Consider the following 24,743-nt stretch of genomic DNA (forward strand, 5'->3'; position numbering starts at 1 on the left):
TAGAAAGAGAGACAAATTCATGTTTTAACAAAATATAAGAAAGATATTAGAGAAAGAAATCTGAAATCTTCTTTCATGAAAGGAGCGACTGTTAAAAAGTATGTAATTATAACAACAACAATATTAGAAAAATACTTTCATCAAAAATATGTTTGGGGGGAATGGTACACATGAGGAGAACTGGGATGAAAGTGCTCATAACAGGGGGCTATGGTTTTATTGGCTCACATGTAGCAGAAAGATTTTTTAATGAGGGCCATGAAGTGTTCATTATTGATAATTTGTCCTCTGGAAAAAAAGAAAATATTACGTTTAAGCATGAGCATTACCGAGTATCGGTGATAGATTCTTGCTGTGAACAAGTTTTCCAAGCTTATAACTTTGATATAGTCGTTCATTTAGCCGCCCAAGTTAGCGTAGCCAAATCTATAATAAATCCAAGGCTAGATACAGAGATTAATACAGTAGGTCTAGTGAATATCCTTTCTTTATCTCATAAGTATAACGTCAAGAAGTTTATTTTTGCCTCCTCTGCAGCAGTTTATGGAATGAACGAGAAAATTCCTCTAACAGAAGACATCCCATGTAGTCCTATCTCTCCGTATGGAATAAGCAAATGGATTGGGGAATCCTATTGTCAAAAATGGAAGGAGCTATACGGTTTAGATAGTGTCGTACTTCGATTTTCAAATGTGTATGGACCACGCCAAAGTAATGAAGGAGAGGGAGGAGTAGTATCTATATTTTTAGACAGGCTTTTAAAAGGAAAACCTCTAGAAGTATTTGGTGATGGGGAACAAACTAGAGATTTTATTTATGTAGCAGATGTAGCAGATGCTATATATAAAGCTTCCTATTCTAACCTAACCGGAATTTATAATCTCTCCACCCAAAGTGAGTGTAATTTAAAGAATCTTATAAAACTAATGGCAAATATACACGGGGATCTTCAAGTTACCTATTCAACAGCCAAACAAGGCGACATTTATAAATCCAAGCTAAGCAACCAAAAGTTGAGAGAAAATCTTAACTGGAGCCCTGCCTTTGGAATGGAAAAAGGAATAGAACAAACTTATAACTGGCTAGTGGAAACAAAAACAGAAAAAGAAGAACGAACAATCCTAAACCCAGTCTTAATATAAGATGAGTTCAATGTGGATGTGATGTTATATGTTACAGGTGCCTGGCACCCGTAACATACTAAAATCCGAAAACTAACAAAGAAAATCTGATCGGAGCTGTACAAACAGCTACTTTGATCGGATTTTCTTTTTACTTCGCTTTATTACAGGTGCCAGGCACCTGTAATAAAGCAACTATTATAAAATACATCAAAAATAAATAAAAATACAGTTGACTTTATAATTATGCATAGTTATAATATTTTTAACAAATGGTAAGAGGTGGGTATATGAAGGTAGGAATTATAGGAGCTACGGGCTACGGTGGACTTGAGTTAATGCGGCTTTTACATAATCACTCTGAAGTGCAAGGTATTGATCTATTTTCTTCATCGGAAGAGGGTATGCATTTTTCGCATAAATATTCATTTTTAATGAATATTTACGACCAGCCATTATTAAAAATCGAGACTGATAGATTAGCAGAGTATGATGTATTGTTCACGAGCACTCCCTCAGGGGTTTCCTCTGAGTTATTGCCAGCACTGATTGGAACGAAGCCAAAACTAATCGACCTATCCGGTGACTTTCGTCTGAAGGATCTTCCTACATACGAGCAGTGGTACAAAAAGGCTCCAGCTCCGGCTGATGCGGTTGAAAAAAGTGTATATGGCTTAACGGAATGGAATACTCCTGCTATCGCCAAAGCACAGCTCATTGCTAACCCGGGATGTTACCCAACTGCCGTCCTGCTTTCCTTGCTACCGCTTATCAAAGAAAACCTGATCGACGCTAGACATCTCGTCATTGATGCTAAAAGTGGTATCTCTGGAGCAGGCAACAAGCCGAGCCAGATGACACATTACAGTGAGACAAACGAAAATACAGCAATATACAAGCTGCACGAGCACCAGCATATACCGGAAATCGAACAGGCAATTCAAATGTTTGCGAACCAGTCGACGCCAATTACCTTCACGACTCACCTTGTTCCGATGACAAGAGGAATTCTTGCAACGAGCTATGCACCAGTGAACGAAGGGGTCACAGAAGCTGACCTAGTAAACACGTTGCAGGAAACATACGCAAACCAATCATTTGTCCGAATAATAAAAGACACCAATAAATTCGGCACAAACCAGGTATACGGCTCCAACTATTGCGATATTCATGTGAAGGTAGACCCGCGTACGAACCGAGCAACTATTGTTTCGGTTATCGACAACCTAGTCAAAGGTGCAGCAGGGCAGGCCGTTCAAAACATGAATGTCCAATTTAATCTTCAACAAACAACGGGTCTCTCGCTCGTACCATTATTCATTTAATAGGAGGAAACCACATGTTAACGGAAACGATGACGATGAAGCGCATAACGTACAAAAACATCGCTTCACCAAAAGGTTTCAAGGCGACCGGCATCCACTGCGGCGTTAAGCACAAGAAAAAAGACTTAGCTCTACTGACAAGTGAAGTGCCCGCAAGCGTTGCCGGGGTTTTCTCCACAAATGCAGTTCAAGGGGCTCCACTTGTCGTAACGAAGGAAGTTGTCTACACCACACAGAAAATGCAGGCACTAGTCGTGAGCTCTGGCATTGCGAATTCCTGTACAGGAAAACAGGGCTTAATCGACGCCTACACAATGCAGGAAAAGACAGCAGAAAAGATTGGTATCGAGCCAGGACTAGTCGGCGTTGCCTCAACTGGAGTCATCGGTGAAATGATGAAAATGGAGCCAGTCCTATCGGGAATAAAAAAACTTGAGCCAACCGACGAGTTAGAAGGAGCCATCAACTTCTCCCAAGCAATCATGACAACAGACACTGTTACAAAGGATACTTCCTATAAAACAGTAATCGATGGCAAGGAAGTCATTATCGCAGGAACTGCCAAGGGCTCCGGTATGATTGAACCAAACATGGCAACAATGTTTGCCTTCATAACAACCGATGCCAACATCGAATCAAACCATTTGCAGTCAGCATTAAAATCCATTACTGATGTGACCTTCAATGCAATCACAGTGGACGGCGATACGTCCACGAATGACATGGTAGTAGTGATGGCAAATGGATTAGCAGAAAACAATCCGTTGACTCCATTACATCCAGACTGGGATAACTTTGTTCAAACACTCCATACCGTTTCATTGGATTTAGCTAAAATGATTGCAAAAGACGGTGAAGGAGCAACAAAGCTCATTGAAGTTGAGGTGAAAGGGGCTCTTAGCGATGAAGAGGCACGTAAAATCGCTAAGAATGTCGTCGGTTCGCCACTTGTGAAAACAGCTGTATTTGGTAGCGATGCAAACTGGGGGAGGGTTATATGTGCGGTCGGCTATAGCGGAGCAACCATAGATCCGAACGCCATTAAAATTTCTATTGGACCAACGCCGGTTGTAGAGAACGGAGAGCCTGTCTTATTTTCCGAGGAAGAGACGATGCTGTATTTGAAGCAGGCTGAAGTGAAGTTTTTAATCGAACTCAACCAAGGGAATGGCCAAGGAACCGCATGGGGGTGTGATTTGACTTATGACTACGTCCAAATCAATGCAACCTATCGTTCCTAATCGCATCGTCATCAAGCTCGGTGGCAGTATGCTCGAGGGATTGAACGAAGAATTCTTTGCAAACTTTAAAAAGCTACAAGCCGAGGACCATGAAATAATTATTGTCCACGGTGGTGGCCCGGCTATCAATAAATCGCTAGCTGATCATGGAGTAACATCCACTACCATCAATGGCTTCCGCGTAACATCCGAGGAAGCGGTAGATATCGTACAATGCACGCTAGTCGGTAAAGTCAATCCATCTCTAGTGCTCCAGTTAAACCAAAACGGAATTGCAGCACTAGGCATGAGCGGATATGACGGTAACTTATTGGAATGCGACTTCTTAGACAAGGGAGTTTACGGTTTTGTCGGGGAAATAAAAAAGGTGAACACTGCCATCCTAGATATACAACTCGTCAACGGCATCACACCAGTCATTTCCTGTATCGGCTGCCTACCTGACAGCACTCCGCTCAATATAAACGCTGACACAGTTGCAAGCAAAATAGCTCTGGCAATAAAAGCAGAATGTCTGCTGCTAGTAACGGACACACCAGGTATTGAGATAAACGGAGAAATCCAAGAGGTTGTCCAAACATCCTCTATCAAGGAGTGGATCGAATCCGAAGACATATATGGTGGCATGATTCCAAAAGTGAATGCAGCCATGGATTGCCTTAAGGAAGGGATCCCATCTGTGAAAATTGTAGATGAGCAGCTGCACGGCACTACCATAGTACATCAGGAGGTTTACGTATGAGTTCTTTATTTCCAAACTACGCTCGACGGCCTGTCCATTTAATAGAAGGAAAAGGCACAATCGTCAAGGACGAACAGGGTAAAAGCTACTTGGATTTCACTAGCGGGATCGCCGTACTCAGTCTAGGGCACGCGCATCCTGCCATTGTAAAAGCACTCCAAGAGCAAAGCGAAAAGCTATGGCATACATCTAATTTATTCGAAAGTCCAAAGCAGGAGCAGCTTGCAAACATTTTAATAGAAGAAACTCATTTCGCCCATGCTTTTTTCTGTAACAGTGGAGCAGAGGCAAATGAAGCAGCGATCAAGCTTGCGCGTAAGCATACAGGCAAGCACGTCATCATTACCTTTGAAAATTCCTTCCACGGTAGAACGTTTGGAGCAATGTCCGCTACTGGTCAGGAAAAGGTACGTCAAGGATTTGGCCCGGTGCTGGAAACCTTCCGTACTGTTCCCTTTAATGATGTAGAGAAGCTAGAAGCGGCAATTGATGACGAAGTCGGTGCTATCATGCTGGAGGTTATCCAAGGAGAAGGTGGAGTCAACAAAGTAACGCCAGAGTTTGCCGGATCCATCTCTAGCATATGCGAATCCAAGGGCATCCTACTAATTGTCGACGAGGTACAAACCGGCATCAGTCGAACTGGCACACGCTACGCCTACGAACAAACCGTCTTAAAGCCGGATATTATTACACTCGCTAAAGGACTTGGCGGTGGCTTTCCAATCGGAGCGATGCTAGGAACAAGCGAACTGGGAGAAACATTCGGTCCTGGAACACACGGTACCACATTTGGAGGGAACCCACTTGCAGTGACCGTTGCCAAGGCTGTATTAGAACATGTCTTTGTCTCAGACTTTCTAGACGAGGTCAATATAAAATCCGAGTATTTCGTGCATAAACTAAATGAAGCACTGCCATCCTATAAGGTAGTTGGTGCCGGCTTATTACTAGGAATTGTCTGTGAAGACGAAGCGGCACCATACATAACCGAAGCTGAAAAGGCAGGACTTCTATTAGTAGGAGCAGGACCAAACGTCATCCGCCTACTGCCACCCCTAACCGTTTCTCATGAAGAAATCGATCAAGCAGTAGACATACTGGGTACAATCTTAAACTAAATAAACTTGAATTAAAGCGCTCAGCGAATCGCTATTCACAAAACATGAACCCCTCTCTATTAGATGAGGGTTCTTTTTGTTTTTATATTAGTCCATTAACCAAAGATTTAATTGCTGCATTCGAGCAAGCTGAAACTGTTTTTCTGCTTCCGTTGGAATTTAAGCTCGCAATTAGCTTGAACCACTAACTAACTCTATTGGTTTTTTCTATTTGTAAGGAAGAAAAAGCTATGATGATTGTATTACAGGTGCCTGGCACTTGTAATAATTAGTAGTTTCCAAGGAAAACATTATATAAATATAGAGAAATTCCTTTGAAACTTTCCATATAGCTAAATCGTTATTCCTATTATAAATAGACTAGTGTTTCAATTTTTTTACAGGAGTTTTACATACAAAAAAGAGATATTACAATGGTAAATAGCTCGTCATTAGATTTATAAGGTAATATATGAGTTCAATCGGACTAGGTTGCTAGGGTCATATAAATACCATTCTAATATAAGAATTCTTGGTTGGATCTGCTAGAAAAGAAGAAAGAGTGAAGATGTGTATCTATTATATAGAAGGAAAAGACAATGAAAAAGCATCGACCCAGTGGAGAGTCGATGCTAATTTGAAAATCAATTTATATAAGCCAGATAAAATAAGAAAAGAAGCATCCGAAGTTCAGATGCTTCTTTTCTTGAGCGATAAAACGAAGGAAGTAGAAGGCTGCACACTAATGAATGTACAAACAAGTTTACGGCGTTACACATCTATAAGTAACCTTCTATACTGTACATCATAACATATATTTGGAAAAATGCACGCCTTTTTCTAAAAAATATAAAATAATTTTTTTAATCAGACTTATCCTAATAAAAGTAAAATCATATAAATCTATTAAACTTAAGAGTATTAAGAAAATTTTCTAAAAAAGACTAGCACATTTGGTAATATTACTGTATTATGGAAAGTGTAATGTAGTCACTGGTGCTTTCATAACATCATTCTTTAAAAAAACTGGTAAACTTTCTAGTTTATTGGTTGATTTTAGTATAAGAGTTGGGTATACTCATATATTGTTAGGGTGATGATAATGGACGCGATCAGGCGACCGCTTTTACACACTAAAAAAAATGCAACACACAAGCGAAGGGAGATCACAAGTTTATGAAGAAAAAAGCTATCAAAATTGCAGCTTCAACTGCAGTAGCAGCTTCAGCATTCGTTGCAGCAGCACCAGCACAACAAGCTGACGCAGCAACAAACGTAAATCAATTATTAACAGACGCACAAAATGCAGGTACAGTATTAAAATGGGCTATCTCAGTAGAAGGTTCTGCTGATTACAAGACACAACCATTTACACAATACAACGCTGCTAAAAAAGCAATTGCAGCAGCAGAATCAGCTGCAAAAAAACTTTCAGCATCTGAAAAATTAAGCGCAGACGCTAAACTTGTAGAACCAAAATTACAAGTAAAACGCGCTCAAGCTTACATTGATGCAATCACTTCAAGTGAAAAAATTAAAGCGGACACTGCTGCATTAGATGCTGCTATCAAATCTAATGACATCGAAAAAGTAGAAACTGCTTACCACAAAGCAACTGGTGAATACCGTAAACAAGCTGCTCTATTAGACCGCGTTTATGGACAATCAACTCGTGACGGTATCCGTAACGAAGTTAAACCTGCTATCGAAAAACTAGTTGCTGACGTGAAAAACGAAGTAACTGTTAACATGCTTGCAAAAGCAGCAGCAGCTGACGTTAAAGCAGGTAAAACTGCAGATGCATCTAAGAAAATTGCTGAAGCACAAGCAATTCTTGATGCTAATGTACTTAAATGGGAAACTGCTTTACAAAAATCAGTTGATGATGTAACTACAGCTCTTCCATTAGCTATCTCAACAGTTAGCTATGTAGATAACAAAACTCTAGTTGTAACATTAACTAAACCAGTTGTTGCTGTTTCTGAGTCAGAAGTAGTTTTAGATAATGGTGCTGTAGTAACAAAAACGGCATTGTCTTCAGACAAAAAGACTTTAACTTTAACAACTACTGCTTTAAGTGCAGCTACAAAGTATTCTGTAACTTACAAAAATTCTACAGTTTCTTTTGATACGCCAGCAGCTCCAATTGGAAATGTTGATGTTAATCAAACTGCATTACATGCAGAAGTAGGTCAATCATTGGCTATTTCTTCTTCATTCAAAACATCACAAGGTACAACTCATAGCGGACCTGTTAAAGTTACATTAACTGATGCTGCTAATTATGAGTTAGCTACTGTAAATGGTGCAGCTGTAGCTCCTGGTACTGAAATTTTTTATCCAGTAAATGGACAATTAGTAGTAACTGTTAAAGCTTCTGGTGCAACTGCTGCAACTGGTGGTAAAGTGAAATTTGAATCTTTAACTGGAGTGGCTGGAAGTGTTATTGAAACAAAAACTTCTGGTTCATTAAACTTCTATACAGTACCACCGACTAAAACTTTAGCACAAGGTGTTACAGGAACTGTTAAATATGTAGATCTTGCTAACAACTACTTTGTTACTGAAGATAATGAAAAAATTCTATTATCTGCTACTGGAAACGTATACCAAGATACTAACAACGCAGTTATTACTTTAGACGCTTTAAAAGCTAAATTATCTAAAGGTGATGTAGTTACTGGTTCTTATGTTAAAACTGGTGGTTCTACACTTCAATTAGTTCTTGATAAAGTTGCTGGTGTTGATTTCTCAGTAGATCAAGAATACTTAGGAAATACTACAGCTTTCCGTGTTGAAGGTAATACTGTTACTTTAACGGGTACTGGTGAAGCTGGTAAATTAGTATCAATTTACAATCCATCATTATTAAAGCCTGTAGCACAAACTACAGTAAAATCTAATGGTACTTGGTCAGTTGCTCTAAATGTTGATCCAACTGCTCCGGTAACATTCCAAGCTCGTCAAGCTGCTAATGTAAATGAAGTAGCTCCTGACTATGCAGCAGGACTTGCAGGATTAAGTGATGAATTAGTAGTAGTTGCTGGTAAATTTGATGCAACTGCAGCACCTGCAGCAGCTGGAGATAATACGTCTCTATCAGGTAAAGTAGTTAACTTCACAGCTACTAAAACTGTAGATCAAAACAATGTTAAAGTTTCTAAAGCACAAATCACAGTACTTGATGGTGACTTAACTAGAGCAACTTATGTTGATGGAGTTAATAATACTTCAATCACTAAAACTGCAACTGGTTTTGATATTACATTTGGTGCACCTTCAACTATCTCTGGTGGAGATGGAAAATTAACTGGTCCATTAACAGTTAATGCTGTAACTGGTGTAACTAATGAATATGGTCTAAAAGTTAACGTAACTAACACTATTGCTGGTTACTAATTAACAAATATATAAATTCCAAAAAGCTATTTCTAAGTTTATCTTAGAAATAGCTTTTTTATGTTTGCCAGGAATGTAAAGAAAAAAGTACGAGGCTATGAAGACAAAAGTAAGAATTAATCTAGAGAAGAGGCACCCAAACTTATAAGAATCTAAGTACTTTCGAGACAAAACATAGGTTAGAAGAATATGGATTTCATAAAAGGCTGGGTATTATTAGTAGGGTATGTATAGAAAAAATTAGACAGTAAATAACAGTAAGGATGCTTAATTAATAAAACAATTTAATTGCTCGAGCATGTACGTTACAGAGAATTAATCTACTCTTAAAGATAGGAGTAGTACCCAACACATTCAATTTTTCAAAAGCAAAGTGTATTACTTTGTAATTGAACTTCCAGAATTGATTTTACTAAGTTTTTATACACACACTTTAATAGAATAGGAAACAAGTCTAATCAGAGTTTGATTTATCCAGCCTAATAGTTTTCTTCTCTACCTTAACGACATTAAAAAATATTTTATTTGTTAAATAAAAATTATGAAATATCTGTATTTGAAGTTATAATTAAATTAGTAGATTGTTAATTATATATAACTAGATAATTTAAAATATCTAGTTATTAAGGAGAGAACTGGAATGAATAACAAAACAAACAGAATAATAATAGCTACCGCCATCGCAGCATCTTCAATTGTAGCAATCGCACCTACTCAAACAAATGCAGCAGACAACATCGATCAATTAATGACAAACGTTCAAAATTCAAGTACTGTCTTGAAATGGGCAATTTCCATAGAAGGTTCAGCTGATGGGGTAACTCAGCCATGGAGTCAATACAATGGAGCGAAAGATGCTATTTCTAAGGCAGAGACTGCATTGAAAAAACTAAGCTTTTCTGATCAATTAAAGTATGATGCTAGATTGACAGAAGCTAAAACTCAATTAAAAAGAGCTCAAGGATACTTAGATGCAATAACGGCAAGCACCAAAATCAAGGAAAAAACAAACGCACTTTCTTCAGCATCTGCAGCAAATAACCTAGATTTAGTGGAAAAATCTTATCATGAAATGACTGCTGAGTTTCGTAAGCAGACAATTTTATTAGATCGTGTATATGGACAATCTACACGTGATAAGATTCGAAGTGTGGTGAAGGGCCCTGCTGAAAAGTTAATTAGTGATTTGAAGAATGATGTAACTGTTCATATGTTAACAAAAGGCGCGATGGAAGATATTAGAACATCTAGACAAGCAGAAGCATCTCGAAAAATATATGAAGCTCAAGCAATACTAGATGCAAATAATCTTAAGTGGGAGAGCACGCTTCAAAGAAGCTTAACAACCGTGGCTACTTCTTTGCCTGTAGAAATAACATCTATTACAAGAATAGATAGTACAACACTTAATTTAAAATTAAATAGAGCGGTGTCATCCGTAAAAGTTTCAGAATTTACTGTAGATAACTCTTTGACAATCACTAATGCGACATTAAGTAATGATGGATTAACAGTGACATTAACTACCTCAGCACAAACACCAAGTGTAAAATACTCATTAAAATATAAAGGAAGCTCGGTAAGTTTCACTGTACCTGGTTCTATTGTTCCTATTCAAATGGGTAATTCTACAACACAGCATAGAGATACTTCAGAAGTGCTTGCTCTAAGTGGCACTTTCAGTGGTTACGGGTATAGCACAGTAAGAGTTGATATTCCAACTGGCGTAAAAGTATTAACGATCAATGGTATAGAAAATAATATTACTGGAGCTAAAAACGTAAATGTGGTGCCTGATAAAAATGGTACAGTTACGGTTACTTTTACTGCAAGCAATGTGAGTACTCCAGTATTAGATAAAGTAATTACCTTTAATAGACTGGAAAATAATAGAGTTGCAGATACACAGACCTCTCCAACTTTAAATTTTTATGCTCCTGCTAAGACAGGCACAATTTCTAACAAGAATGTTCATTATGTTGACTTTTATAATAATTATTTTGTAACTTCAGATGGCTTAAAATATATTTTAAAAGGAAACTCAGATACTTATAAGAATGAAGGGGTCGCTGTTTCTTTAGATACATTTAAAGCTGCATTGAATATTGATGATACTGTTACTGGAACATATCAAACAGCTTCGTCATCTTCTTTCAATATCTCAGTTAATCATTACTCAGTGCCATTACTAATGGATACTCAATTTAGTTATAAAAATGCTTATGGATACCGTATGCTAGGGAATCAATTCGAATTCTCAGGAACGGGCCAACCTAACTATGAAGTATTCTTCTTTAAGAATACAGGAGCATATCTTGGTAAGGTAAAAATGGGCGCCGCAGGAACCTGGAAGTACAAAACAGCAATAGAACAAAATGCAATTAATGACATCTATATGGTTCAACAGCCTGCTGGAAAAGTAACTCCTGCTTTTAATAGTGGAACAGTATTTAGAGTTATTGAAGGACCTTTCAATCTACAATCGGTAGGTGAGGGGAAAACAGACGATGGAGATATCACGAATGAAGAATTAGAGTTCACTATTGCGCCAATCTCGCGTTCCAATGCATTTGTTTATAGAGATAATGCGATAATAACTCAATCTGCATATATCACATTAAAAGATGAAGATGGCACAACCGTGCAATATACTAATAATAAAGCGGGTAATCTATTCACTAAAACAACTAATGGATTCAAAGTGAAATTTGGTCCAACATTGGATGAGAAGCTAGCTGGGGAGATACTACAGGTAGGTTCAGAACCTGGGCTGTCAGGTACTTTAGAAGTAATAGCTGTTGAAGGTGTAAATAACTCCTATAATAATGTAAACTTAGTTTCCAAATTACTAATAACTAAATATTAATTATCTTTAATCCTCCAAAGAAAATTATTCTTTGGAGGATTTTTATGTCCAAGTGGTAATTACTTTTTAACACAAAGACATATCTATATACCTCCATGAATATATTGTTGGTAATACAAATTTCCGATATGGACAAGTTGCCATAGGAAAATGGGGGGAAGAAAAATGGGGAGAAAGCGGTTGGGATTTATCAGCTTGTTTATTGTACTTGCACTTGTTCTGTCTGGCTGTAATTGGTGGAAGCAATCGGATTCCAAGGGAGGTTCGGGGGAGGTAGTTGTTGGTTTGGTGTCGGAGCCAGATTCTGTTGATATTCATCGAACATCGTCGACAGGAGAGGCGAATACTCCTTTGTATGATACCTTACTGAAGCTTGATGATGAGGGGAATATTGTTCCAAATCTAATCACTGATTATGAGATTGTAGGAGATGGGAAAGAGGTAATCTTTAATCTTAAAGAGGGAGAGAAGTTCCATTCGGGGAAGCCAGTCAATGCAGAGGCAGTTAAACTTTCCTTCGAAAGATTAGTGGAATCGTCTCCTTTTAGTACAAATGCTGGGGACATAGATAGCATAGATGTGCTTAGCGAATATTCTTTTAAGATCACATGGAAGAATCAGTTTGCACCATTTTTTATTAATGCGACCACTTCCTTTTTGGCACCGATAGACGTTTCTGTTTTAGATGAAAAGGGAGAAGGCTTTGAGAAAAATCCTAGTGGTTCAGGCCCGTTAAAGCTAAGTAAAATTAATCGCGGAGACTCACTGGTATATGAGCCGTATAAGGATTTTGATTGGAATGATGGTGGTCCAGGATTTGATAGCGTGAAATTTAGATTTATACCGGATGAAGAGACTAGGATTTTAGAGTTTAAGAAAGGTAATGTGGATGTTTTATTGAATGTACCTTACCAATATATTGAGGATTTAGAGAAGGATTCAGAAGTGACAATTGAACGAGTACCAGGAGATGTTTTAAGTTATTTAGGCTGGAACAATAAACTCCCTATTTTCCAAGATAAAAAGGTTAGACAAGCTATTGCAATGGCAATTGATAGAGATTCTATTATAGATAATACATTAAATGGTGAAGCGAAAGCAGTATTTGGACCATTACCGAAGGCTGCATTTGGCTATAGCGAGAAAATTGAAACGATGGCCCACGAGAAATATACAAGAGACACAGAGCAGGCGAAGAAGCTATTAGCGGAAGCGGGCTGGAAAGAGTCGAACAATGATGGAGTGGCTATGAAGGATGGCAAGCCGTTTGCAGTAGATTTATGGGTAGACGATGATCCAGCCAATCAACGATCGGCTCAGGTTATACAAAATCAACTAATGGAGATTGGTATTAAAATAAACATCTCTGTGAAGGAATCCGCAACTATTATTGAGCAAACACCTAAGGGAGCACATCAAATGTTGCTATGGAGCTTTGGATGGCCGGATGCGGACGTGCTGAACTTCTTGTTATTCGGGAAAGAAAAATCGAAGCGACTTCATTATGAAAATGAAGAGATATATAGCATTTTGGACAAGGCTGCGATTGAAATGGATCAGGATGCAAGATTAAAGCTGTATGAAGAGGCGATGGAAATGCTAGTGGAGGAATCACCATTTGTACCGCTATATGTGAAAGAAAATATTACAGCAGTTCGTAATTTTGAAAGCTTTAAGATTCATCCAATCGAGGGCACGATCCAATGGCAGGATGTAAAAGTAAAGGAATAGAAGAAAATTAATCTGCACAAAAGGAGGCGTTTACTTGTCATCCTATCTATTCAAAAGAATCACTACAATGCTTATTACCATTATTGGAGTCTCCATTTTAGTGTTTATGATTATTCATTTAATCCCAGGTAATCCAGTCAATCATATACTAGGTGACTATGCGACAGAGGAGTCTATTCAAGAATTAGAATCTAGATTAGGACTAGATAGGCCAATAACCGTTCAATATGTATCCTATATGGCGAATGCTATTCAAGGAGATTTGGGAACTTCTTTTATAACTGGTTATACGGTCGTTGAAGAGATTATGAATCGAATACCTGTGACCGCACAATTAGCTTTTTATAGTATCATATTTGGTTCGTTTTTAGGGATAGGCATAGGAGTATTAGCTGCCGTCAAAAAGAACACCATTTACGATCAGCTAGCAATGACTTTGGCTCTAATTGGTATTTCTGCACCGGGTTTTTGGATTGCTTTGTTTTTAATCCTACTATTTTCTTATCAATTAAGTATTTTTCCAATCTCAGGGTATAGCGGGTTTTATTCGCTTATACTTCCCTCTATCACTTTAGGTTTGGGTACCGCAGGAAGTATTGCGAGAATGACACGCTCCAGTATGCTAGACGTGATAAAACAGGATTATATACGAACTGCTCGAGCTAAAGGAGCAGGCGCGTATCGGTTAATCTTTCAACATTGTTTGCAAAATGCTGTCATACCGGTTATTACATTAATCGGTATGCAGTTCGGTTATTTGATGGCAGGAGCAGTAGTTACTGAGACTGTATATGCACTGCCAGGCCTCGGCAGTCTAATCGTTTCAGCAATATCTACCCGAGATATTCCAACTGTTCAAGGATTATTGTTATTTATGGGCTCTATTATTATACTTGTTAACTTTGTAGTTGATTTGCTTTATACCAAATTAGATCCTCGTATTCAATACGAATAAAGAGTCGTGTGAGGGGAGAGAGAAAGCTGAAATTAGTAGATAATTCGACTATTTTAACAGCAGAATCTATTCATAGGAAATCTTCTTTAGCTATTTTTATTCAAAAAATGACGAATAACAAAGGGGCCGTCATTGGCTCCCTCATCTTACTATTTTTCATCATCACTTCAGCGTTTGCTCCATGGTTTGCAACTTATCCTGTAAATGAAATGAACTTTGAGGATAGCCTAAAGGGGCCAAGCGTAGAGCATTGGCTAGGGACAGATGAATTTGGCAGAGATATTTGGACACGCATTCTCTACGGAGGAAGAGTTTCCTTATTGATGGGGTTATTTGCAGTAGTTGTTTCAGGGACGATCGGTGTCATTTTAGGGGTTGTGGCTGGATATTATAGAAAATTAGATATGTATATCATGCAATTTATAGATATTCTAATGGTTTTTCCTTCATTGCTGATGGCGATCGCAATAGTTGCAGTTTTAGGGGTAGGTCTAACGAATGCAATGATCGCAGTTGCTATATCAGCTGTTCCCTCCTTTGTAAGAGTAGTCAGGGGAGCAGTTTTAACAATAAGAGAGACGGAATACGTGGAGGCTGCTAGAGCGTTAGGGCTACGGAACTTCAAAATAATATTCAAGCATATACTACCGAATGTCACCTCACCAATCATCATATTAGCTACTTTGGAATTTGGAAGTGCCATCCTCTCCGCAGCATCCTTGAGCTTTTTAGGACTAGGAGCACAACCACCTAATCCTGAGTGGGGAGCACTAGTCTATGTAGGAAAATCATTTTTAAGTCAGGCATGGTGGATGACCTTGTTTCCCGGACTAGCAATAATGCTAGTAGTACTAGGCTTTAACCTGTTAGGTGACGGTCTAAGAGATGCGTTAGATCCAAAATCAAAATAATAATCAAACAAGGAGTGACTCAGATGAGCTTACAGAAAATAATAGAGTCTTATGTGACGAATATTGAAGCTGACTTTGGAATTTATATTAAGCATCTACAAACAAATGAGGAAGTAAATATACAGGGAGACAAGCTATTTCAAACGGCAAGCGTGATGAAGCTTCCAGTTTTAGCAACATTATATGAAAAAGCGTATAAAGGTGAGATTAATCTTCAACATCGAATACAGCTGACTGAACAAGATTATGTACCAGGCTCTGGGGTATTTCAGGAAATGGAGTATGGCATAAAGCCAACGATTAAGGATCTAGCTACGATGATGATCATCGTAAGTGATAATCTTGCCACAGATAAATTATTAAAAATTCTTGGTGGGGTTAATCCAGTGAAAGAGACAATGGACAGATTAGGGCTTAATAACATTTATATTAAGCATTCTATTTGGGAGCTTCTAAGCTTAAGTGTAGGAATACCGTATCAGCCATACAGCTCTGAACTTTTTGATGAAATCATTAGACGCTTGAAGGAACAGGAAATAGATTGGGAAAGTGTCGTGTATCAGCACAATAAAGAGAGCAATGTGAGTTCAGCAAAGGATATGTCTCTTTTACTAGAATTGTTCGCAAAAGGAGAGTTTGTCTCTACTAAATGTTCAAGAGAGATAATAGATATATTGCATAGACAGCACTACCAGCAACGTATTGGCGGGCTTCTACCGCGCAATACGCCTGTAGCCAATAAAACTGGTAGCCTTGGAGCTATGTACAATGATGCAGGAGTTGTTTACTTACCTGAAGATAAAGGTCAGTATGTCATTTGCGTCTTCTCTAATGGACATTCCTTAGAATATGAGGGGGACGAGCCCATTGCTCAAATTTCCAAAATAGCATATGAATATTTCTTGGATGGGAGGTAGTATCATTGACTATCTCACTAGATTTGTTATCAGTGGAGCATGTAAATATATCTTTTAAAAATGATAAATCGCTAAATATACCAGCAGTAAGAGACTTGTCATTTCATATTCAGCAAGGGGAAACAGTTGGCTTAGTTGGAGAATCCGGCTGTGGAAAAAGTGTAACAGCACTTTCATTGATGCAGCTAGTGGAGAAAAATACGAGCTCTATTGAAGGAAACATTGTCTTTGAAGGAGAAAATCTAAATACATTTTCAGAAAAAGAGATGCAGGAGGTTCGTGGAAATAAAATCTCGATGATATTTCAAGAGCCTATGACATCCTTGAATCCAGTCCATAAAATAGGCAAGCAAATTAGTGAGGTTCTTTTTCTACATGGGTTTGCCACGAGAGCTAACAGCAAGGAAAAAACAATTGAGATTCTAAGAAAGGTAGGGATTCCTCGAGCAGAAAGCATTATAAATGAATATCCCCATCAGCTTTCGGGAGGTATGAGACAAAGGGTGATGATCGCTATGGCAATGGCCTGTAACCCTAAACTCCTTATCGCGGACGAGCCTACCACTGCCTTAGACGTAACTATTCAAGCACAAATACTAGATTTGATGAAAAAGTTGCAGCAGCAATATCATACGGCAATCTTACTCATCACGCATGATTTAGGGGTCATCTCAGAAATGGCTGATCGGGTCATTGTCATGTATTACGGACAAATAGTAGAGCAGGCAGATGTTAGAATAATTTTCAAGAATCCAAAGCATCCCTATACAATTGGTTTGTTGAATTCTGTACCGAATATCTATAGTGAGAGTAATGATCGACTCACTCCTATTGAGGGAAATGTCCCAAATATAGGGGCAATAAAGGAAGGCTGTCCATTTCGTTTTAGATGTCAGCAAGTACATGCAAAATGTCATGAGCATAACCCATCCTTATTTAAGCTCGATTCTCAGCTAGTACGTTGCTGGTTATACGAGGAGCAGGGGGTGAAAGCTTGAATAATCCTCTATTAGAAGTTGAAAACCTGAAAACTCACTTTCCTATTAAAAAGCGTTTTCTAAAAAAAGAAAAGCAGTTTGTAAAAGCTGTAGACGGACTCAATTTTTACGTAAATAAAGGAGAAACACTAGGGATAGTAGGAGAGAGTGGCTGCGGAAAATCCACAATGGGCAGAAGTATTCTTCGTCTTATAGAACCTACTGAAGGTAGGATTACCTTTCAAGGAAAGGAAATAACCTCATTAAATGATAAGGACTTAAGAAAAATGAGAGGCGAAATGCAAATAGTATTTCAGGATCCCTATGCCTCTCTTAATCCTAAAATGACAGTTGGTGCTATATTAGGCGAGGCACTTCAGACTCATGGTATCTCCCAAGGATCTAAGGAAAGAACAGAAAAAGTTCAAGAGCTATTAGTGAATGTAGGGCTAAGCCCGATTCACATCGACCGCTACCCACATGAATTTAGTGGGGGACAAAGGCAGCGTATTGGTATTGCGAGGGCTATCGCTGTAAATCCCTCTTTAATAATTGCAGACGAACCAGTATCTGCTCTAGATGTATCGGTTCAGGCACAAATCCTCAATCTATTTCAAGACTTAAAGGAGTCTCTAGGACTTACTTATATATTCATCGCTCATGACCTTAGTGTCGTCAAGCATGTCAGCGATAGAATAGGAGTTATGTATTTAGGAAAAATAGTAGAGCTATCTGATAAGAAAGGGTTATTTCAAAATCCACTACACCCTTATACTCAAGCACTCATGTCTGCCGTACCCTCATTAGATCCTGATATAAAAAAGGAAAGAATTATCCTAACTGGTGACGTACCAAGCCCCTCCAACCCACCAAGTGGCTGCACCTTTCATACAAGATGTCCCTATAAACAAAATGTATGTGAATCTGTGATTCCACAAGAAATCAATGTTGCTGAAGGTAGGTATGTCAGCTGTCATAAGTATGACGATCAATATAGTAAGCAATTCTAATAGTCCCCCTGTTCTCAGAATAGAGAACAGGGGATATTGCTTTAAAGATCCATTTCTTTATTTTTTCGTTCTCCTCTCCAAATTAAACCCGAACCTCTTTTCTCTATTGATTAGAGCTACAGGTGGCGACTCCTGTGGGATGAGTGAGATGATAAGACATCACAAACGACGCGACAGCGACGGTGATGGCTTATCGCTCACCCCACGGAAAGCGTCCACCTAAAGCGGAAATCAAACATACTTTGCCTCTTTTTTAGTAAGAAAATGAGTTATTATCCCTTCCCCGAACACTATTCACTAGATTGATTGAAGCGACAGGTGGCGACTCCAGCGGGATGAGTGAGACAGATTAGCCATCACAAACGACGCGACAGCGACGGTGATGGCTTATCGCTCACCCCACGGAAAGCGCCTACCTAAAGCGGAAATCAAGCATACTTTGCCTCTTTTTTAAAGAGTAAGTAAATAAGTTAGTTACAAAATTATCCCTTCCCCGAACACTATTTACTAAATTGATTGAAGCGACAGGTGGCGACTCCAGCGGGATGGGTGAGACAGATTAGCCATCACAAACGACGCGACAGCGACGGTGGTGGCTTATCGCTCACCCCGCGGAAAGCGCCCACCTAAAGCGGAAATCAATTACTTTATTAATTGTAAAGTATCTAAATATCATTATTTACTCTTCATTTATTCGTGTTCTTTCACATAAATGCTACAAGAATCATAAGCAAACAGAAACTCATATTTAAAATTTTCCAAACATAGATAGCTAATTTTTCACATTCTAAATCATACAAATAGGGACTAGCACATAGATTAGAAAAGTATCAAATTATAAGTTTGTTACTTCATCTCATAGGAAGGATGCGATCCTCATATTACGACATTAGCTAATGGAAGGTGCAAAATCACACTTTTAAAAGTGAAAAACATTTGTGCTAAAGGGGGATATTAAATGAAGAAAAACCTAGTTAATAAGTTTTTTAGAGTATTTTTGGTAATAGCTATGGTCTTGACGATGTTCAGTCCAATGATGACTGCATCGGCAAACGGTGCGACAAAGCAGTTTAAACCAAATACTACTAGTGAAAGCACAATGCAGTTAAAGTCAGCAATCGCTGAGCAAACAAGTTTGGGGAATGGTGGACCGAAGCTTCACAAAGACTTACAGAAACTATCGGGTAATCAGGAAGTTGCAGTTATCATACATCTATCCGAGAAACCTGTTGCTCTTGAAAAAGGTATTAGTGAATTAAAGGGAAAATCACTCTCTTCTTCTCAAGAAAATAGTATAAGAAATAAGGTAAAAGCTCAACAAACAGCTGTAAAAAAAGAAATAAATATAAAAAAGATTGCTATGAAGCAAGGCTATACATTTGATACAGTATTAAACGGTTTTGCAGCGGTTGTCAAAGCGGACGATCTTCCAAAACTATTAGATATTAAAGGCGTAACACTAGTGGAGCCTGATGCAATCGTTCACGCATCAGAAGAACCACAAAAAACGAAGCCTGTTAAATCTACTGTCACTAAAAAAGAAGATAAATTAGATGCAAAGATGAATACAAGTATTTCATTCCTAGGCATTGAAAGACTATGGAATGAGGGAATAGAAGGGCAAGGTATTAAGGTTGCAGTACTGGATACAGGTATTGATGCTGATCATCCAGAATTTGCAGGTATCTATAAGGGTGGAAAAAATTTCATCCCTAATTCATCTACCTATACTAGAGCTCGTGCGGATAATGACGCATCGGAAACTTCACCGGCGGAACGTCCTGCAGGAACTCCAGAATTTAATGCGAAAGGAGATGCATTCTATACTTCTCATGGTACACATGTAGCGGGTACCATCGCAGCAATAGGCGCGAATGAATACGGCATTAAAGGGATTGCTCCAAAAGTAGACCTTTACGCTTACCGCGTACTAGGTGCTTACGGCAGTGGATCTTCCTCTGGTATTGTAAAAGCCATAGATACGGCAGTAATAGAAGGAATGGATGTTATTAACCTTTCACTTGGTGGAGGAGCTAACTCAGAAACGGATAGCGGATCCTTTGCAATAAATAATGCGATGATGGCTGGCACTATTTCTGTCATTGCAACAGGTAATTCAGGTCCAAATCGTGGGACAATGGGTACTCCTGCGACATCCCGTTTAGGAATTGCTGTTGGTAACACTACTAATCCTGAAGTCATGCATAACGGAAAAGTAAATGTTACGGTTGGCGAATATAAACTTACGAAACAATTACAATTGATGGGAACTACTTTTGGTACGGATGTTTCCACTCAGCTTCAAGGCGAATTTGACTTAGTCGCTGTTCCTGGTAACGGTGAAGCTAAGGATTATAACGGGCTTGATGTACAAGGGAAAGTTGTAGTGGTTTCTCGTGGTGCGATCGCTTTTGTAGATAAAATTGCACATGCAAAGTCAAATGGTGCAGCAGCAGCCATTATTCATAACTTTGCTGGAGGCTCAAATGCACCAAATGCCTCTGGAACATTCTTAGGAGATTCATTTGAATTTATCCCAACGTTTGATATGTCTCAAACTGACGGGGATGCAATTCGTGCAGCATTAGTAAATGGCGCAGGGAAGGTTTCATTCGGGGACTTTGGCTCTGCACAAACTACTGGAGATGAAGTAAATAGCTCTAGCTCACGTGGACCATCTACACCAAATTTTGATATTAAGCCAGATGTAAGTGCACCTGGAACTAATATTATGTCAGCAATTCCTATGTATAAAGCAGATTTCCCAGATGTAGTATATGGAGAAGCGTATGACCGCAAAACGGGAACGTCCATGGCTACGCCACATATCGCAGGGATTGCGGCGCTTGTTAAACAAGCAAATCCAACATGGAATGCTTTCGATGTAAAGGTTGCTCTTTCAAATACGGCTAAAATCTTGAACACTACTAACTATGATGTGTTCGCTCAAGGTGCTGGTCGAGTAGACGCATATAGTGCTGCTCATCCGAATGTACTTGCCTATGCAATCGATCAAGCTGTTTTAGATGCAAGTGGAGCAACTGTTGAAAACTTGAAGGGAACTGTAACTTTCGGTCCGCAGTCTTTGAAGGATAAAAACATTTCTGTCACAAAACAAATTAGAGTAAAAGATTTAAAGGGTCAAGGTGGAAATTATAATGTAACAGTTGATGTGACCAAAAAGTTTGGTGATGCCAAAGTGACTGTTGATAAGCCTTCATTTACATTGGCTGGAGAGCAGGTATTAAATGTTACATTGACTGCTTCTAAAGCAACAGCTCCAAATGGCTCTGAAATTCTAGGTTATATCCGTATTAACGGTGGAGGTTCAGAGGTTTCATTGCCATTCGCCGCAGACTTCTCTGGAGTGACTGCTACAGAAATTAGAAATATGGCCATATCAGGAACTGATCTATCCTTTAATGGAGATGGTGTGAAGGATTCAGCCGAGCTTACATTTACTTTGACTGGGAACGTGACAACGAACTATATCGAGCTTTGGGATATCATGGATCCTGAAGGTGGAGAATATGGTGATGGTTACATTGGTTATTTACATGCAGGTTCTTCACTTGCAGCAGGCTCATGGAGACTACCGGTTGATGGAGAGTATCAACCATGGAGTGGTGCACCTGCAACAACAATTCCAGATGGTCTTTATACAATTGACTTTAATGCTATTGCAGCATCAGGAGCTGTAAGTGCTTATGTTGGTCCTGTCGTTGTAAAAACAACAAAAACTGAAATCACGGGCTCTGTGAAGGATGGAGTGGCAACAGGGAAAGTAACAGACAAATATATAACGTATAACGAAGAATTATATTTGTATGGACTAGAATATGATTTGAATGAAAAACTAAAAGCTTCCTATATTGCAACTGTAAACGGTGTACCAGCGGAACCTGTGAAATTCAATTTGGCACAGGACGGAGCATTTACGTTCCCAGTAACAGCTGAAACTGATTCTATTAAGGTTGTTGTGAACGATGCAGCAGGTAATGTAGGGGAAACATTGATATATGAAAGCGAAGATCCAGAACCAGAGCCAGTCGTAACACTTTCTGTTAACCCGACTGAACTTACTTTAGAAACTGGAAAAACAGCTAAGCTTTCTGTTACGGAAACTTCAACGCCAGCTGAAGGTGCAGCGACAACTAAAGATGTTACTGAAGCAGCTACTTACGCTGTAGCGGACGAAAGTGTTGTAAAAGTTTCTAAAGGATTAGTAACTGCAGTAGGTAAGGGATCCTCAACGATCATTATTACTCATGGTAAAAATACATTGACTGTCAATGTGACTGTAAAAGATTCCGTTGTTATAGTACCTGGAGTGAAGCTAGTTGCAAACAAAACACAAGTTGACTTGGAGCCTAAAAAAGAAGCACAGCTAACTATTAAAGAGGTAACAACAACATCGGATGGTAAAACAAAAACACAGGATGTAACGAAAGCTGCCACTTACAAAGTAGCAGACAGTAAAGTTGCATCAGTAAAAAATGGTTTAATCACTGCTAAAAATGCAGGAAGTACAACAATTACCGTTAAATATGGCAAAAGCGAATTGACGATTAATGTGAATGTTATAGAACCAGTCGTAACATTGACTGCTAACAAAACTGAGCTTGCTTTGGAGCCAGGAAAAGAAGCACAGCTTACGATCAAAGAAGTAACAACTGGAGCAGACGGAAAAACAAAACAGGTTGATGTAACGAAGGCTGCAACATACAAAGTAGCAGATAGTAAAGTAGTTTCTGCAAAGAATGGTTTAGTAATAGCGAAAAAAGCAGGTAGCACAACAATCACTGTTAAATACGGTAAAAATGAATTAACTGTAAATGTAACTGTTACAGAACCAGGAGTAACGTTAACTTCAAACAAAACACAGGTAGACCTGGAGCCAGGTAAGGAAGCGCAGCTGGTTATTAAAGAAGTAACAACAGGCGCTGACGGAAAAACAAAACAAGTTGATGTAACAAAATCTGCAACCTATAAAGTAGCAAATAGCAAAGTTGCTTCCGTGAGCAATGGTTTAATCACAGCGAAAAGTGCAGGTGACACAACAATCACTGTTAAATATGGTAAAAACGAATTAACAGTAAATGTGACTGTTACAGAACCAGTTGTAACGCTGACTACGAACAAAACGGAAGTGAATCTGGAGCCAGGAAAAGAATCACAGCTGAAAATTAAAGAAGTAACAACATCAGGTGGGAAAACAAAAGAGACGGACGTAACTAGCTTTGCAACATATAAAGTAGCAAATAACAAGGTTGCAACCGTAAGTGGTGGTCTAGTAAAAGCTAAAGGCGTAGGTAATACAACCATTACGGTTAAATACGGTAAAAATGAATTAACTGTAAATGTAACGGTCACAGAACCGGAAGTAACATTAAGCATAGACAAAACGGAAATCAGCCTTGAACCAGGCAAAGAAGCGAAATTGAAAGTGAAGGAAGTAACAACAACAGCAGATGGAAAAACAACTGAAAAAGATGTCACTGCAAACGCATCTTATAAAGTAGCAGATGGTAAAGTTGCCTCTGTAAGCAGTGGTTTAGTAAGAGCAAAAGCTGCCGGAAATACAACCATTACTGTTAAATATGGCAAAAACGAATTAACGGTAAGCGTGACGGTCGCAGAACCAGAAGTTACACTAAGCGTAGACAGCAGCCAAATCAATTTGGAGCCAGGAAAAGAAGCACAGCTGACCGTTAAAGAAGTAACGACAACAGCAGATGGAAAAACAACAGAAAGAAATATTACGACGTCCGCAACCTATAAAGTAGCAGATAGTAAAGTGGCTTCTGTAACTAGTGGATTAGTAAGAGCAAAAGCTACAGGAGACACAATCATCACGGTTAAATACGGTAAAAACGAGCTAACAGTAAATGTCTCTGTCTCAGCTCCAGAAGTGACAATAACTGCAGATCAAACACAAATTGACTTGAAGCCTGGAAAAGAGAAACAACTGAGAATTACAGAAGTAACGACAACAGCAGATGGAAAAACAACAGAAAGAGATATTACGATAGCAGCTTCGTATAAAGTAGAAAATACTAAAGTAGCATCTGTTAGCAATGGTTTAGTGAGAGCAAAAAGCCTAGGAGAAACAATCATTACCGTTAAATATGGCAAGAAGGAAATTACAATAGCTGTTACCGTTTCAGATATAGGGAAATCCGGGAATGACGTAATAGAGAATGAGTTACATGCCACTGAACTTCCTTTACCTTTGACAGAAGTAACACTTGCTAACTAATAAAAGATGAAAAGAAGTAGCCAGATTCTGGCTACTTCTTTTTTGGGAGCAGAAAATGCAGCTTATTATAGATAGATTTCTTATTTATGACCGTTCGTGGAGATTTATGACCGGATAGAATTTATTATGACCGGATAGCTCGACTTTATGACCGGATAGAATTTTTTATGACCGGATAGCCCAATTTTA

Annotated in this window: 15 protein-coding genes; all 15 read left to right on the forward strand. The window is 38.7% G+C overall.

The features are described 5' to 3' along the window. Positions 1–185 precede the first annotated feature (185 nt). Positions 186–1,142 carry an NAD-dependent epimerase/dehydratase family protein gene (locus MHB55_RS04025; protein ID WP_340862648.1) on the forward strand — a complete coding sequence of 319 codons (957 nt, stop codon included), beginning with the start codon at positions 186–188 and terminating at the stop codon, positions 1,140–1,142. 269 nt (positions 1,143–1,411) lie between these two features. Then, positions 1,412–2,446 carry an N-acetyl-gamma-glutamyl-phosphate reductase gene (argC, locus tag MHB55_RS04030; protein ID WP_340862649.1) on the forward strand — a complete coding sequence of 345 codons (1,035 nt, stop codon included), beginning with the start codon at positions 1,412–1,414 and terminating at the stop codon, positions 2,444–2,446. A 14-nt stretch (positions 2,447–2,460) separates the two neighbouring features. Then, a complete protein-coding gene (argJ, locus tag MHB55_RS04035) occupies positions 2,461–3,687 on the forward strand; it encodes a bifunctional glutamate N-acetyltransferase/amino-acid acetyltransferase ArgJ (protein ID WP_340862650.1) in 1,227 nt (408 codons plus the stop codon). After that, on the forward strand, positions 3,650–4,429 hold the full coding sequence (argB, locus tag MHB55_RS04040) for an acetylglutamate kinase (RefSeq protein WP_340862651.1): 780 nt from the start codon (positions 3,650–3,652) through the stop codon (positions 4,427–4,429). The genes argJ and argB overlap by 38 nt, the downstream gene beginning before the upstream one ends. Next, the gene (locus tag MHB55_RS04045; RefSeq protein WP_340862652.1) at positions 4,426–5,550 is read left to right on the forward strand and encodes an acetylornithine transaminase; all 1,125 of its coding nucleotides are present in this window, start codon (positions 4,426–4,428) and stop codon (positions 5,548–5,550) included. The genes argB and MHB55_RS04045 overlap by 4 nt, the downstream gene beginning before the upstream one ends. A gap of 547 nt (positions 5,551–6,097) precedes the next feature. Continuing rightward, on the forward strand, positions 6,098–6,340 hold the full coding sequence (locus MHB55_RS04050; protein ID WP_191696633.1) for a hypothetical protein: 243 nt from the start codon (positions 6,098–6,100) through the stop codon (positions 6,338–6,340). Between the two features lie 365 nt (positions 6,341–6,705). Beyond that, the gene (locus MHB55_RS04055) at positions 6,706–8,928 is read left to right on the forward strand and encodes a hypothetical protein (protein ID WP_340862653.1); all 2,223 of its coding nucleotides are present in this window, start codon (positions 6,706–6,708) and stop codon (positions 8,926–8,928) included. A gap of 640 nt (positions 8,929–9,568) precedes the next feature. Further along, a complete protein-coding gene (locus MHB55_RS04060) occupies positions 9,569–11,794 on the forward strand; it encodes a hypothetical protein (RefSeq protein ID WP_340862654.1) in 2,226 nt (741 codons plus the stop codon). 165 nt (positions 11,795–11,959) lie between these two features. Then, positions 11,960–13,525, forward strand: coding sequence for an ABC transporter substrate-binding protein (locus tag MHB55_RS04065; RefSeq protein ID WP_340862655.1), 1,566 nt, complete (start codon positions 11,960–11,962; stop codon positions 13,523–13,525). A gap of 34 nt (positions 13,526–13,559) precedes the next feature. Beyond that, positions 13,560–14,480, forward strand: coding sequence for an ABC transporter permease (locus tag MHB55_RS04070; protein WP_340862656.1), 921 nt, complete (start codon positions 13,560–13,562; stop codon positions 14,478–14,480). Positions 14,481–14,548: 68 nt separating this feature from the next. Continuing rightward, entirely contained in the window at positions 14,549–15,391 is an 843-nt protein-coding gene (locus MHB55_RS04075) for an ABC transporter permease (RefSeq protein WP_427658905.1), read from the forward strand. Between the two features lie 23 nt (positions 15,392–15,414). Next, a complete protein-coding gene (locus tag MHB55_RS04080) occupies positions 15,415–16,308 on the forward strand; it encodes a serine hydrolase (protein WP_154311421.1) in 894 nt (297 codons plus the stop codon). A gap of 5 nt (positions 16,309–16,313) precedes the next feature. Beyond that, a complete protein-coding gene (locus tag MHB55_RS04085; protein ID WP_340862658.1) occupies positions 16,314–17,306 on the forward strand; it encodes an ABC transporter ATP-binding protein in 993 nt (330 codons plus the stop codon). Continuing rightward, positions 17,303–18,295: an ABC transporter ATP-binding protein gene (locus tag MHB55_RS04090; protein WP_340862659.1), complete on the forward strand. Its 993-nt coding sequence runs from the start codon at positions 17,303–17,305 to the stop codon at positions 18,293–18,295. Before MHB55_RS04085 ends, MHB55_RS04090 begins: the two co-directional genes overlap by 4 nt. A 958-nt stretch (positions 18,296–19,253) precedes the next feature. After that, on the forward strand, positions 19,254–24,554 hold the full coding sequence (locus tag MHB55_RS04095; protein ID WP_340862660.1) for a S8 family serine peptidase: 5,301 nt from the start codon (positions 19,254–19,256) through the stop codon (positions 24,552–24,554). Positions 24,555–24,743 lie beyond the last annotated feature (189 nt).

Source organism: Psychrobacillus sp. FSL K6-1267, from assembly GCF_038003265.1.
GTDB classification, from domain to species: domain Bacteria; phylum Bacillota; class Bacilli; order Bacillales_A; family Planococcaceae; genus Psychrobacillus; species Psychrobacillus faecigallinarum.